5 protein-coding genes are annotated in these 14,288 nt (G+C 73.6%); 1 reads left to right on the forward strand and 4 read right to left on the reverse strand.

Annotation, left to right across the window (positions count from 1 at the left end):
* Positions 1-56: 56 nt before the first annotated feature.
* The 4 genes from pulA to ACFWH7_RS18550 all read right to left on the reverse strand — a co-directional run bounded on the left by pulA (position 57) and on the right by ACFWH7_RS18550 (position 12,792).
* Positions 57-6,248: a pullulanase-type alpha-1,6-glucosidase gene (pulA, locus tag ACFWH7_RS18535; RefSeq protein WP_378218720.1), complete on the reverse strand. Its 6,192-nt coding sequence runs from the start codon at positions 6,246-6,248 to the stop codon at positions 57-59.
* 282 nt (positions 6,249-6,530) lie between these two features.
* On the reverse strand, positions 6,531-10,199 hold the full coding sequence (locus ACFWH7_RS18540; protein WP_378218722.1) for an ATP-binding cassette domain-containing protein: 3,669 nt from the start codon (positions 10,197-10,199) through the stop codon (positions 6,531-6,533).
* A 280-nt stretch (positions 10,200-10,479) separates the two neighbouring features.
* Positions 10,480-11,466: a malate dehydrogenase gene (locus ACFWH7_RS18545; RefSeq protein WP_378218725.1), complete on the reverse strand. Its 987-nt coding sequence runs from the start codon at positions 11,464-11,466 to the stop codon at positions 10,480-10,482.
* 108 nt (positions 11,467-11,574) lie between these two features.
* On the reverse strand, positions 11,575-12,792 hold the full coding sequence (locus tag ACFWH7_RS18550; RefSeq protein ID WP_047234064.1) for an NADP-dependent isocitrate dehydrogenase: 1,218 nt from the start codon (positions 12,790-12,792) through the stop codon (positions 11,575-11,577).
* 373 nt (positions 12,793-13,165) lie between these two features.
* Between ACFWH7_RS18550 and ACFWH7_RS18555 the strand changes: the two genes are divergently transcribed.
* Positions 13,166-14,239, forward strand: coding sequence for an MIP/aquaporin family protein (locus tag ACFWH7_RS18555; protein ID WP_378218727.1), 1,074 nt, complete (start codon positions 13,166-13,168; stop codon positions 14,237-14,239).
* Positions 14,240-14,288: the final 49 nt, after the last annotated feature.

Consider the following 14,288-nt stretch of genomic DNA (forward strand, 5'->3'; position numbering starts at 1 on the left):
CTGGTGCGCACCAGGGTTCTACCTCGGCGAACCAGGGTTCTACCTCGGCGGTGGGCTCAGGAGCAGGTGAGCTCCTCGTGGGCGACGGTGAAGGTCGAGGTGACCTCGTCGCCGTCGACCACCGCGGTGGCGGTCACGGTGGACCCGCCGGCCGGGACCGCCTTCTGACGCGTCGCGAACGACTGGTAGGCGTTCTTCCCGGGGGCGACCTTCGAGAACCCCTTCTCGCCGAACGGCGTGGCGAGCGTCAGGTCCACGGGGACGGCGCCGTCGTTCGTCGCGCGGACGGCGACGTAGGCCTTGCCGGCGAGGCAGCGGGGCTGCACCTCGACGGAGACGGGCAGCTCGCCGGCCGCCTGCGGCTCGACGAGCACAGCGACGGTGCGCGCCGGGACCGTGACGGTCCCGGAGGCCGCGTCCCACGTGGTGCCCTGCACGACGGCGTCGCTCCCCTCGGCCTGGACCGGCGAGAGCACGTACTCGCGGCCCGCCAGCGCGGACAGCGGGACGGTGACCTCGTCCGGCGAGGCGTTGAACACCGTGAGCAGGCCGTCGAGGGCCGGGTCGACGTCGGTGCCCACGGTGTCGTCCACCGACATCGCGACGACGCCCGGGACCTGGTCCGTCCCGGCACCCGGGAAGGTGACCTTCTCCCGGATGAGGTCCGCGTCGCCGAGCCGGAAGAGCTCGGTCGAGTGCCGCAGCCGCAGGAGGTCCTGTGCCTGCGCCGACGCGGTGGCGATGTCGTCGGCCGACGGCTTGAGCGCGGGGTCCGCGAGGAGCGGGGCCATGAGCGGCCACTTGTCCTCGTTGTCGGCCGCCATCGGCAGCCCCTTGCCGAACCCGTTGTCCTGACCGGTCCAGTCGATCGCGTTGAACCAGTCGCCCGAGTCGTAGCTGTTGCGGTCGAGCGACTTGGACCGCAGCAGGTCCGTGCCCGCGTGCCAGAACGACGGCGTCTGGGAGAGCGCGGCGGTCGCGAGCGAGACCGTGTTCATCCGCACCCGCTCGTCCATGGGCGTGTCCGTCGGGAGCTTGAGCGTGAGCAGGTCGAACAGGGTCTCGTTGTCGTGCGCGTCGACGTACGTCACGACCTCCTCGGGCGAGTCGGCGTAGCCGGCCGGCGCCCCGCGGTAGTCGATCTCGTCGCCCTGCTTCTCCTCGCCCGTGGACGTGAGGAGCGTGTAGTCGCGCAGGTTGCCCGCGAGGCCGAGGCGCACGAGGTCGGTCTGGTGGCCGAGGTCGGCGAGCTCGTCCGCGGAGCCGTCGTTGACGGTCCCCGGCTCCCCCGCCCGGGCGGGCTGCCCGTTCGGGTCGGTCGCCAGGCCCGTGCCGAAGCCCTGCGTGAACGTCGTGGCGCCGTCGACGGGCGAGCCGCCGTGCACCGCGTCGCGCAGCCGGTCGGAGAAGGTCCCGATGCCCGTGCCGCCGAGCTGGCCCTGCGTGGCCTGCTCGAACAGCGCGTTGCCCGCGACCTCGCCGAAGTCCCAGCCCTCGCCGTACAGGTAGACCGACTTCCCGTCGACGCCGTCCTCGGCGAGCGTGAGCTCGTCGAGAGCGGCCCGGACGTCGAGCATGTTCTGCTTCGAGTGGTGACCCATGAGGTCGAAGCGGAACCCGTCGACCTTGTAGTCCTGGGCCCACGTGACGACCGAGTCGACCATGAGCTTGCCCGCCATCGCGTGCTCGGTCGCGACGTTCTGGCAGCACGTGCTCGTCTCGACGGAGCCCGTGGTCGGGTTCAGCCGGTGGTAGTAGCCCGGCACGACCTTGTCGAGGACGGACTTCGCGTCCTGCCCGCTCGCCGCGGTGTGGTTGAACACCTGGTCGAGCACGACCTGGAGCCCGGCGCCGTGCAGCGACCCGACCATGGTGCGGAACTCGGCCACGCGCGCGCCGCCGTCCGCGTCGACCGCGTACGACCCCTCGGGCGTGGTGAAGTGCCACGGGTCGTAGCCCCAGTTGAAGCCGTCCTCGCCCTGCACCGCCGCGACCGCGGCCTGCTGCTCGGTCGAGTCGGGCGCGAACCCGGAGAGGTCACCCGTCGTCTTCTGGGCGGCACGGTCCTCGGGGATCGACGCGATGTCGAAGGTCGGGAGCAGGTGCACCGTGGTGAGGCCCGCGTCCGCGAGCTCGCGCAGGTGCGTCATCCCGGCCGAGTCCTGCTCGGCGAACGCGAGGTAGGTGCCGCGCCGCTCGGCGGGGACCGTCTCGTCGGAGATCGAGAAGTCGCGCACGTGCAGCTCGTAGATCGTCTGGTCCACCGCCCGCTCGACGACCGGGGCGGGCGTGCCCTCCCAGACGCTCGGGCGGAACGCGGGGTCGTCGAGGTCGACGGCCACCGAGTGGGTGGAGTCGAGCGTGAGCCCGACCGAGTACGGGTCCGTGACGACGTTCGTCTCGACCTTCCCCGTGCTCGGGACGTAGACCCGCACCTCGTAGAGGTAGCGCGCGCCCTTCCACCCGACGTCCGCGCCGCCGAGCTTCTTGTCGGCCGCCTTGCCGTCGAGCGTCCACGTGCCGTCGGACTGGCGCGCGGCCTCGAACCGGCGCGGGTCGTCGTCGAGCGACGCCCCCGCGGGCCAGGCGAGCACCGAGACGGCCTTCGCCGTCGGCGCCCACAGCGCGAACGACGCCCACTTGCCGTTGGCGTGCCACGAGACGCCCAGCTCGCGCTCGGCCGCGTCCTCGGCGAACAGGCCATCGACGACGCCCGGGACCTGGACGCCCGTCGCGGCCGTGAGGACGCCCTCGTCGGCCCGGGTCACGAGGAGCTGGCCGGTGAGCGCGGCCTCGGCCGCGGCACGGTCGAGCGGCTCGCCGTCGTCGAGCACGCGCAGCGCGGTGTGCCCGGCGAGCGCCGGGAACTCGGCGGCGACGTCGTCGGGCAGGCCCGCCGGGTCCACCTCGAGCGTGTACGACGCCGTCCCCTCCGGTGCCTGCACCTCGCCGTCCGCGCTGCCCGGCGCGACGGAGATCCCGCCGTCCGGCGCCGCCCACAGGGTCCACTCCGACCCGGCGCCGAGGTCCGCGGGCCAGGCGACCAGGTCCTCGCGGACCCAGTGCGCGGCCTGCTGCCCGGTCCCGGGCAGCGGCGGGTTCGCCACCTCGATGGTCAGGACGTGAGTCGCGAGGTCGTAGGAGAACGTGACGTTCTCGCCGTCGCCCACGGAGAACTGGTAGTTCGCCCCGTCGGGCGCGCCACCCACGCCGTAGTTCTCGGCCCAGCTCAGGCCGTGCGCGACCTTGCCCTCGTACGCGCCGGCCGCGAGGCGGTCGGTCGACCAGGTGTAGGTGCCGTCGCCGTCGGGGTCCTTGAGCCAGGACGCGAGGCAGTCCGGGGCCCACGAGGCGGGGCATCCGACCTGGTCCTGGAACGAGCCCGGGAGGGTGACGATCGGGCCCTGCGCGGTGCTCGAGAAGTCCTTGCTCACCGGGTCCCAGTAGAACGTCACCGGACCGCCGGTCGTCGTGTACGTCGCGTTGCCGCCGTCCTGTACGCCGCCGACTCCGTAGTTGACCGTCCACGACCCGTTGAGCGCGACCTTGTACTCGTACGTCCCGGCCGGGATGTCGAACGTGCCCACGTAGACGCCGTCGGCGCGCTTCGTGAGCTTCGCGGCCTCGCACGCCGGGGCCCAGTCGCCCGCGCAGCCCATGGCCGCGTTGTGGCTCCCGGGTACGGTCACGAGGTCGATCTCGGGCTCGGGCTCCTCGCCCACGACCCCGCTCACGTCGACCCCGACGCTCGCGAAGGTCGACGCGGCGGCACGGTCGCCGTCCGCGTCGGTCGTCACGGCGCGGTACTCGACCAGGGTGCCGTCGGCCAGGCCCGCGACGTCGTGGAAGACGCGCGGCGCGGTGTCCTCGGCGGTGCCGAGGGGCTGCCACTCGGCGCTCCCGACCTCGCGCCACGCGAACGACGTCTCGGCCCACGCGTTCGCGTCGACCGTGGCCGTCACGGGCGCGACGCCCGTGACCGCTCCCCCGGCGCGCGGCACGGTGACCGCGATCTCGCCCGACGAGTCCGCGCCGACCTCGCGGTCGGCCCGCAGCACGACGGTGCCGGTGGCCGGGACGGTCAGCGTGACGACCCCGTCGGCGTCGGCCGTCACGGGCTGGGCCGACTCGCCGTAGAGCACCTCGTACGAGGCGCCGGGCGTGAGGGTCGTGAAGGTCGCCGTCCGCTCCTGCGCGGCGTTGTTCAGCGCGACGAGGTGCTCGACCTTCTCCGTGCGGTCCACGCGGCTGAAGGCGTACACGCCCGCGCCGTTCTCGACGTAGCGCTCGACCTGGGCGCCGTCGGCCAGCGCCGGGTGCGCCTCGCGCAGCGCGGCGAGCTCGGCGATGTGCGCGTAGAGCGGCGCGTCCGTGCCGAAGCGGTCGACGCTGCCCGCCTGCTCGCCGGTGACGAGCGGCTGGTCGGCGTACTCGTCGACCTGGGTCGCGAACAGGGTCTGGCGCGCGTCCTTGTCGCCGCCCGTCCCCGCGAAGCCCTGCTCGTCGCCGTAGTACACGACCGGCTGCCCGCGGGTCAGGTACATGAGGTCGTGCGCGAGCTCGTCGCGCGCGAGCGGGTCGTCGGTGCTCGCGAGCATGTACCCGACGCGGCCCATGTCGTGGTTGCCGAGGAACGTCGGCAGCGCCTGCGCGTTCGTCGTGGGCGTCGTGTACATGTCGTCGCTCGCGAAGAGCGACGCGAGGCCCTTGGCGCTGTTGCCGCTCGCGAAGCTCGTCGCGGCGGACTGGAACGTGAAGTCGAGCGTCGAGCTCATGTCGGTCTTGCGCACGTAGGGCGAGAGCTTCGCCGCGTCGGCGTCGTACACCTCGCCGAACATGAAGAAGTCGTCCTTGCCCTGCGCGTGCGCGTAGTCGAGGACCTCGGTGGTCCACGTCTCCCAGAACTCGAAGTTCACGTGCTTGACGGTGTCGATGCGGAAGCCGTCGATCCCGAGGTCGATCCAGTCCTGGTAGACGTCGACGAACCCGTCGACCACCGTCGGGTGCTCCGTCATGAGGTCGTCGAGGCCGTCGAAGTCCCCGTACGTCACGGACTCACCGGTCCACGTCGAGTTGCCGCGGTTGTGGTACAGCGTCGGGTCGTTGAGCCAGGCCGGGACCTTGAGGTCCTCCTTGCCCGCGGGGACGACCGGCGTGTAGGGGAACGACGTCGCGGCGTCCAGCGCCGGGAAGTCGCCGGTGCCCGCGTGGTCCGCCGGGTCGAACACGGTGCCCTCGGCGTCGCGGTAGGGCGACGTGGCCTGGTCGACGTACGAGTACTGCTTCTCCTCGTAGTCGATCACGTCGGCCGTGTGGTTCGTGATGATGTCGAAGTAGACCTTGATCCCGCGGTCGTGCGCCTCGTCGATGAGCGCCTCGAGCTCGGCGTTGGTGCCGAGGTGCGGGTCGATCTGCGTGAAGTCGGTGATCCAGTAGCCGTGGTAGCCCGCCGACGCGTCGGCGCCCGTGCCCTGGACCGGCTGGTTCTTGAACGACGGCGTGAGCCAGATCGCCGTCGTGCCGAGGCCCTCGACGTAGTCGAGGTTCTGCCGCAGGCCCGCGATGTCGCCGCCCTGGTAGAAGCCCTTGTTCGTCGGGTCGAACCCGGAGACGAGCGGGTCGTCGCCGAGCCCCGCCGTGTCGTTCGACGGGTCGCCGTTCGCGAACCGGTCGGTCATGACGAAGTAGAAGCGCTCGTCCGACCCGGGCTGGCGCACGGGAGGCACCACGAGGTCGGCGTCCTGCGCCTCGTCGTAGCCGCCCGCGAGCCCGAGCGGCGTGAGCGCGATGCGGTGGGTCGACTCGTCGAACGTGACGCGCACGGTCGCGTCGCCGCCGAGCACGAGCGGCGCGTTGTCCTGGCTGCCCTCGCGCCCGTACGCCTCGTCCCAGGCGTCGTCGTAGGCGACCTTGTACTCGTAGGCGCCCGCGGGCACCTCGAAGTCGGCGGACCACACGCCCGCGGCGTCGGTGGGCGCGAGCTCGGTCGCCGCGCACGCGGGGTCCCAGTCGGCCGCGCAGCCGAGCTCGGACTGGAGGTCGCCCACGAGGGCGAGCGTGCGCTCGTCCGCCCCCGCCGCGGGGGCGGCGAACGCGGCGAGCGTGACGCCCGCCAGGCCGGAGGTGGCGAGCGCGACGGCGGTGACCGACGCCGTCGTGCGGGACCCGCGCGAACGGCGGGCCGGAGGGTCGGATGGGTGGGGCGACGGGGTGCGCGGGACGCGGCGACGTCGCGGCGTGGAGGTCATGAGGACTCCCTCGTCCGGTGGCTGGTGCGGGGCCGCAGGCATGAGCTGGCACGAACCGGTGGACGCGGACGACGAGGACCGACAGCGGGCGACGTCGACCGCGGCTTCTCAGCGTACGGCTGAGCCGAACTGTACTGCTTGCAGAAAGTTGCAGCAAGACTCGGCAACCAGGGCTCGGGCCCCTCCGCGGCACGGCCTCCTGGAGATGACGAACCCGGGGTCGCTCCTCACGGAACACGTCCGGTGAGGAGCGACCCCGGGTTCGGCGGGGTGAGAGGGAGGTCAGCCCGCCAGGTGACCCCAGCGCGGTGCCAGGTCGCGCCACGGCCCGACCTCGGCGACCCGGCCCTCGTCGAGCACGACGACGCGGTCCGCCCGCGCGAGCGCCGCGCGCTTCGACGTCGCACCGATCACCGTGGTCCCGCGCTCCCGGAGCGAGGTCCACAGCTCGATCTCGGTCGCCGCGTCGAGCGCGCTCGAGACGTCGTCGGCGAGGAGGAGCTCGGCGTCGGTCGCGAGCGCCCGCGCGAGGGCGAGCCGCTGCACCTGACCGCCCGAGAGCCGCACGCCGCGGTGGCCCACCAGCGCCTCGTGGCCCCCGGCCTCGACGACGTCGCGCTCCAGGCGCGCGGCCGCGACCGGGCCGTGGACGTCGCGCTCGTGCCCGAGGCGCACGTTGTCGGCGAACGACCCCGAGAGCACCCGCGGGACCTGCGCCACGTGGGCGACCTGCCCCGGCCGCAGGAACGTCTGGGCGTCGACGACGTCGGTCCCGTTCCACCGGATGTCGCCCGTGTGCTCCATGAGGCCCGAGAGCGCCGAGAGCAGGCTCGACTTGCCCGCCCCGACCTGCCCGAGCAGCAGGACGAGCTCGCCGCGGCGCACCGCGAGGTCGACGCCCTGGACGCCGATCGTGCCGTCGTCGTGCAGCGCCGTGACGTCGGCCAGCTCGAGCCGCTCGAGCGGCTGGCGCGGACCCGGGTCGGGCACGGGGGCCTCTCCCGTGAGGAGGTCGACGCCGGGCGGCAGGTCCATGAGGTCCGTGCCCGCCGCGAACCGGCTCGTGGCGCGCTGCCACGAGCGCGTGCCGGGCGCCTCCGTCACGACCGCCCCCGCGACCACGCCGAACCAGCCGAAGCCGGTCACCGCGTTGGCGACCAGGAGCGCCGTCGCGAGGTCCCACGTGCCGGCCAGCAGCCCCGCCCACGCCGCCACGACGCCGAGCTGGATCATGACGAGCGGCACGCCGTCGAGCGCGGCCTGCACCCGGTGCTCGAAGATCGCGGCCCGCACGCGTCCCCCGTCGACGTCGCGCAGGTGCGCGTGCACCTGCGGCGTCCGGGCGGCGAGCTTGACCGTGCGCGCCGAGTCGAGCGCGGAGACGAGGGCCCGCCCGAACCGGGCGCGCGCCGCCGACGACCGCGTGGCCGACCGGCCGGCGATCGGGCGCCCGAGCGCGGAGGCCGCGGCGGACACGACCATCACGGCGAGCAGCACCGCGCCCGCGAGCCACGACCCGCTGAGCAGCGCCGTGACCCCCGCGATGACGAGGCCGTTGACGAAGTCGACCCAGCGGTCCGCGTACCGGACGAAGCGGTCGGCGTCCATGGCGCGCGCGACCACCTCGCCGGGGGGCGTCGCCGTGAGCCGGTGCTGGCGCGTCTGGCCGGCCATGACGGCCATGCGCACGCGCAGCAGCACCTCGATCCACCAGCGCGGGTAGACGTAGAGCGCCCACGCGAGGCACAGCGGCGCCACGACGAGGAGCACGGCGAGCGGGACGAGCTGCTGCGCCGGGAAGCCCTCGTCCAGGTCCTGCACCGCGCGGCCCCAGAGGAAGCCCGTGACGGCGCCCTGCGCCGAGACCAGGCTCGTCACGAGGAACAGCACGGCGCCCACGACCCCCCACGCGGGGCGCACGAACAGCGCGTGCAGCACCCCGCGCGCGAGGCTGGGCCCGTCGCCGGGGTCCGCAAGGACCGGCGGTGCGCCCCGCCGTCGGCGACCTCCGACGGACTCCACCGCGCGGTCCGTGCCCGCGCCGTCGTCGGGTCCGTCCGGCGCACCCGGCCCGGGGGACGCGTCGCGCGCGCCGTCGCCGTCGCCGTCGCGGTCGCCGTCCCCGTCAAGCAGGGTCTCGCCCGCACCCGGGTGCGAGCCAGCGGCGCCCGTCGCGACCTCCTCGGCGACGCTCGCTGCGAGGAGGTCGCGGTACGGGCCCGCGACGCGGGCGAGCGCCGCCCGCTCGCCCTGCTGCACGACCCGCCCGTGGTCCAGGACGGCGAGCAGCCCGGCGCGCTCGATCGTCGTGAGGCGGTGCGCGACGAGCACGCCCGTGCGCCCGGCGAGCAGCCGCTCCGAGGCCGCGACGACGCGCGCCTCCGTGAGCGGGTCCATGCGCGCGGTCGCTTCGTCGAGCACGACGACCTGCACGTCGCGGACGAGCAGCCGCGCGAACGCGACGAGCTGCTCCTCCCCCGCAGAGAGCGACGTCCCGCCCGGGCCGAGCAGCGTGTCGAGGCCGTCGGGGAGTCCCGCGACCCAGTCGTCGAGCCGGAGCTCGCGCACGGCGGCCTCGACGTCGGCGCGCGGCACGTCGGCGAAGAGCGCGACGTTCTCGGCGAGCGTGCCCGCGAGGATCTCGGTCCGCTGCGTCACGACCCCCACCGCGGCGCGCAGCGCCTGAAGGTCCAGGTCCCGCACGTCCACGCCGCCGACGAGCACCGCGCCGCGCGGCGGCTCGACCGCACGCGAGAGCAGCGACGCGAGGGTCGACTTGCCCGACCCGGTCCGCCCCACGAGCGCGACCGTCTCGCCCGCGGGCACCCGCAGGCTCACGCCGTCGAGCGCGAACGTGCCCTCGGCGTAGGAGAAGTGGAGGTCGCGCAGCTCGATCCCCACGGGACCGTCGGGCAGCGCCCTCCCGCCCGTGGGCTCGGGCTCGACGGCGAGCATCTGCCGGATGCGCGTGAGCGCCCCGATGCCCTCCTGGATGTCCGGCAGGTGGTGGACGAGGTTGTCCACCTGCCCGACGAACATCGCCGTCACGAGGAACAGGGTGACCAGGCGGTCGACGCCCAGGTCGCCGTCCGCGGCGAGCGCGGCGCCCGCGACGGCCACGCCGGCGAGCAGCGACGCCAGCACGAGGCCCGCCCTGCGGAGCATGCGCGACTCGATGACGAGCACGGCCTCGAACTTCCGGTGCACCGCCGCCGAGCGCTCGGCGAGGCGCCGCACCGCGAACGACTGACCGAGGCTCGTGCGCAGGTCGTCGCGCGCCGCGACCGACTCCTCGAACGCCGCGGCATGGTCCGTCCACGCGGCCTCCTCGATCACCTTGCGGCGCGCGATCTCGCCCAGCATGGGACGCACGATCACCGCGGCGACGGCGCCGAGGACCGGGAAGAGGATCCATGCCGGCCACCAGGTCAGGCCCGCGACGACCCACATCGGCAGCACGCCGACGACCGTGCGGCCCGCGCCCCAGAGCTGGCGGCGCACCAGCGTGCCGACCGCGTGGGTGTCGTCGTCGACGCGGTCGAGCACCTCGCCGACGGCCTGCTCCGTGAGCGTGGCGAGCGGCTGGTGGAGCGCGGCCGTGAGCAGGTCGCCGCGCAGCCGGCCCTCCGCCCGGTCGACGACACCCGCCCACACGACCTGGCCCGCGGTGTCGAGCAGCGCGGCGCCGACGACGCAGGCCGCGAGGAGCTGGAGCGTCGCCGTCGTCGGGTCGTCGGCGAGCCAGCCCGCGATGACGGTCCCGAGCGCGGCACCGACCGCACCGAGCGTGAGCGCGAGGAGCGCGACGACGGCCAGCGGCCCGCGCAGCCGCCGCCAGTCCAGGCGGCGCGCCGGGTCGACGGGCGCGCGGGAGGCACCGGCCGGCGCCGTGGTCTCGGGGGCGGTCGGGGGGTTCGGGGGCTGCTCGGTGGGCAGGGTGGCGTCGATCATGGCCCGTCGACCCTACGGCGCCCCACCCCCGCCGACGCAGGGATTTTCCACCCGGTCGCGCGCCCCCGAACGCCTCGCACCGTCGCTCCCGTCCGGCCCCCGGACCGTGGGGCGGGGCCGGCGGGGGGGCCCGGGGCGCGGGGGGCCCCAGAGCGAGCACACAGGGGCGCCCCGCGCGCGCGCGCGGGGGGGGGGGGGGGGCGCGGGGGGGGGGGGGGGCGGGGGCGTGGCCCCGCGGTGTGCGCGCGCCCCGGGCCCGCCCCGCGCGACCGGAGCCGCCTCAGACGAGCCCGAGCTGCTCCACGGCCTGCCGCTCCTCCTGGAGCTCCGCGACCGACGCGTCGACGCGCCCGCGCGAGAACTCCGACAGCTCCAGGCCCTGCACGATCTCCCACGACCCGCCGCGCGAGACCACCGGGAACGACGAGATCAGGCCCGTCGGGACGCCGTACGACCCGTCGGACACGACACCGGCGCTCGTCCAGTCGCCCTCCGGCGTGCCGTGGACCCAGTCACGCACGTGATCGATCGCGGCGTTGGCCGCCGACGCCGCCGACGACGCGCCGCGCGCGTCGATGATCGCCGCGCCCCGCTTCGCGACCGTGGGGATGAAGGTCCCTTCGAGCCACTCGCGCTCCTCGGCGAGCCGGGCGCCCGGGGTCCCGGCGACGTCGGCCTGGAAGATGTCCGGGTACTGCGTCGCCGAGTGGTTGCCCCAGATCGTCACCTTGCGCACCTCCGACACCGGCACGCCCGCCTTCTTGGCCACCTGCGTCAGCGCGCGGTTGTGGTCCAGACGCGTCATCGCGGTGAACCGGTCCTTCGGCACGTCGGGCGCGTTCGACGCCGCGATGAGCGCGTTCGTGTTCGCCGGGTTCCCGACGACCAGGACGCGGACGTCGTCCGCCGCACCCGCGTTGATCGCCTGGCCCTGCGGCTTGAAGATGCCGCCGTTGGCTTCGAGCAGGTCACCGCGCTCCATGCCCGGCCCGCGCGGGCGCGCGCCCACGAGCAGCGCGACGTTCGTCCCCTCGAACGCGGCGGTCGGGTCGTCGAAGATGTCGATGCCCGCGAGCAGCGGGAAGGCGCAGTCGTCGAGCTCCATCGCGGTGCCCTCCGCGGCCTTGACGCCCTGCGGGATCTCCAGGAGGCGCAGGCGCACGGGGGTGTCGGTGCCGAGCATCTGGCCCGACGCGATCCGGAAGAGCAGTGCGTAGCCGATCTGACCGGCAGCGCCGGTCACCGTCACGTTCACGGGGGAAGTCATGCGCTCACTCTCCCACAACGCGGCCGGCACGGACGCCCCGGCGGGGACGACGACGGCGGCGCCCCCTGCGCGAGGGGACGCCGCCGTCGGGCGTGCGGAGCGGGCCGGTCAGCCCAGGCGCGCCTTGAGGTTCTCGTCGAGCGCGGCGAGGAAGTCCTCGGTCGTCAGCCACTCCTGGTCCGGGCCGACGAGGAGCGCGAGGTCCTTCGTCATCTGGCCGGCCTCGACGGTCTTGATGACGACGTCCTCGAGGGTCTGCGCGAACTCGGTGACCTCGGGCGTGCCGTCCAGCTTGCCGCGGTGCATGAGGCCGCGGGTCCAGGCGAAGATCGACGCGATCGGGTTGGTCGACGTCGGCTTGCCCTGCTGGTGCTGGCGGTAGTGACGCGTCACGGTGCCGTGCGCGGCCTCGGCCTCGACGGTCTGGCCGTCCGGGGTCATGAGGACGGACGTCATGAGGCCGAGCGAGCCGAAGCCCTGCGCGACGGTGTCCGACTGGACGTCGCCGTCGTAGTTCTTGCAGGCCCAGACGTAGCCGCCCTCCCACTTCATGGCCGAGGCGACCATGTCGTCGATGAGGCGGTGCTCGTAGGTGAGGCCCTTCGCGGCGAACGCCTCGGCGAACTCGGCGTCGAACACCTCCTGGAAGATGTCCTTGAAGGCGCCGTCGTAGGCCTTGAGGATCGTGTTCTTCGTCGAGAGGTACACGGGGTACTCGCGCTGGAGGCCGTACGCGAACGAGGCGCGCGCGAAGTCGCGGATCGACTCGTTGAAGTTGTACATGCCCATCGCGACGCCGCCCTCCTCGGGCATGGTCACGACCTCGAACTTCTGCGGCTCGGAGCCGTCGGCCGGCTCGAACGTCATCGTGATCTTGCCGGGGCCCGGGACCTTGAAGTTCGTCGACTTGTACTGGTCGCCGTGGGCGTGACGGCCGATGATGATCGGCTTGTTCCAGCCCGGCACGAGTCGCGGGATGTTCGAGATGATGATCGGCTCGCGGAAGACGACGCCACCGAGGATGTTGCGGATCGTGCCGTTGGGCGAGACCCACATCTTCTTGAGGCCGAACTCCTCGACGCGCGCCTCGTCGGGCGTGATCGTCGCGCACTTGACGCCCACGTTGTACTGCTTGATCGCGTTGGCCGCGTCGACGGTGACCTGGTCGTCCGTCGCGTCGCGGTTCTGGATCGACAGGTCGTAGTACTTGAGGTCCACGTCGAGGTACGGGTGGATGAGGCGGTCCTTGATGAACTGCCAGATGATGCGCGTCATCTCGTCGCCGTCGAGCTCGACGACCGGGTTGACGACCTTGATCTTGCCCATGCGCAGATCGCTCCAACTGTCGGGGACTGGTGCCCCCGGGAGCCGGACGGCGACCGTGCGGCCCGTGGGGCCCGGTCCGTCGCACACAGGGGCGTTGCTGACCGCGGTCCAGGATACTCGACTTCTCGACGTCAAGATACTTTCGCGGTCCTCGGCGAACCGACCGCATCGTGAGACGGGACGTCCGTTCTCAGGTGGAGCACCGCTGATTTCCACGCATCTCCCGGGTGGTGGTGGCAAGATGCCCCCAGATGCCGGAATGGCCGGGCACTCGGTCAGGCATCGTGCCGTCGTCCCGACCGCCTCCCGGTGCCGCACCGTGGCGGCGGGGCCGGGACTGCCCGAAGTACCCACCGAACCAGACAGGATGATCATGTCCCAGGACACCACCGCTCCCGGCGCACCGGAGGGCTTCGTCGACGACCCGCGCCCCGCGCCGACGGAGACCGTCGCCGTCGTCCAGCCGAGCCTCCTCGCGCGTCTCGGTGCCGAGGTCTTCGGCACGTTCTTCCTCGTCCTCGCGATCGTGGGCGTGGCGCTCTACACGTTCGTCAGCCAGCAGAACGCCCTGGCCGTCGGTCTCGCCGGCGGCATCGCGGTGATCGCGGGCGCGGCGGCCGTGGGCAACGTGTCCGGCGGCCACTTCAACCCGGCCGTGACGCTCGGCGCCGCGATCGGCGGTCGCACCGCGTGGCGCGACGTCCTGCCGTACTGGGTCGCCCAGCTCGTGGGCGCGATCCTCGCCGGGCTCGTCCTGCTCGCGACCGTGCCCTCCACGCTCCCGCAGCTCCTCGGGCAGGAGGGTCGGGGCGGCGTGTTCGTCGCGACCGCCAACGGGTACGGCAGCTTCTCCTCGCTCGCAACGGCGTCGCAGGGCGGCACGGAGTTCGGCCTCGTGCAGGCGCTGCTCATCGAGACGATCGTCACCGCCGTGTTCGTGGGCGTGATCCTCGGCGTCACCGACAAGCGCGCGAGCGTCCAGTACGCCCCGGTCGTCATCGGTCTCACGCTCACCGCGCTCATCCTCGTCGCCGCGCCGATCACCAACGCGTCGATCAACCCGGCCCGCTCGATGGCCTCGGCGGTCTTCGCCGGCGACGGCGACCTGTGGAAGCAGCAGTGGGTCTTCTGGGTCGCGCCGCTCCTCGGTGCCGCGATCGCCGGCCTCTTCTACCGCGCGTTCGCGTTCGCCCCGAAGCAGGACGACCTCCTCGGCGAGGACCAGGTCGTCACGCTGACCGAGGCCGAGGCCCCGGCGTACTCCGCGGCGGCCGGCGCCGCCGGCGCCGCCGGTGCGGGTGCCGCCGCTGCGGTGGTCGAGGAGGAGGTCGTCGTCACGGACGAGAACGGCGACGTCGTCGCGGTCGAGGAGGTCGTCGAGGTCGTCGAGGCGGACGAGCCCGGGGCGAGCGAGGCTCCCGGCACGGGCGAGGCCCCCAAGGCCTGACGCCCTCGACGCCCGGGCGGGGGCGGGGGGGCGGGGGCGGGGGGGGGGC

Source organism: Cellulosimicrobium cellulans (assembly GCF_042723955.1).
In the GTDB taxonomy this organism is placed as follows: Bacteria; Actinomycetota; Actinomycetes; order Actinomycetales; family Cellulomonadaceae; genus Cellulosimicrobium; species Cellulosimicrobium cellulans_H.

What these genes read in the sequence shown, in the direction of transcription:
- pulA (WP_378218720.1), bottom strand. Translation starts at nt 6,248, where the DNA reads ATGACCTCCACGCCGCGACGTCGCCGCGTCCCGCGCACCCCGTCGCCC.
- ACFWH7_RS18555 (WP_378218727.1), top strand. Translation starts at nt 13,166, where the DNA reads ATGTCCCAGGACACCACCGCTCCCGGCGCACCGGAGGGCTTCGTCGAC.
- ACFWH7_RS18550 (WP_047234064.1), bottom strand. Translation starts at nt 12,792, where the DNA reads ATGGGCAAGATCAAGGTCGTCAACCCGGTCGTCGAGCTCGACGGCGAC.
- ACFWH7_RS18540 (WP_378218722.1), bottom strand. Translation starts at nt 10,199, where the DNA reads ATGATCGACGCCACCCTGCCCACCGAGCAGCCCCCGAACCCCCCGACC.
- ACFWH7_RS18545 (WP_378218725.1), bottom strand. Translation starts at nt 11,466, where the DNA reads ATGACTTCCCCCGTGAACGTGACGGTGACCGGCGCTGCCGGTCAGATC.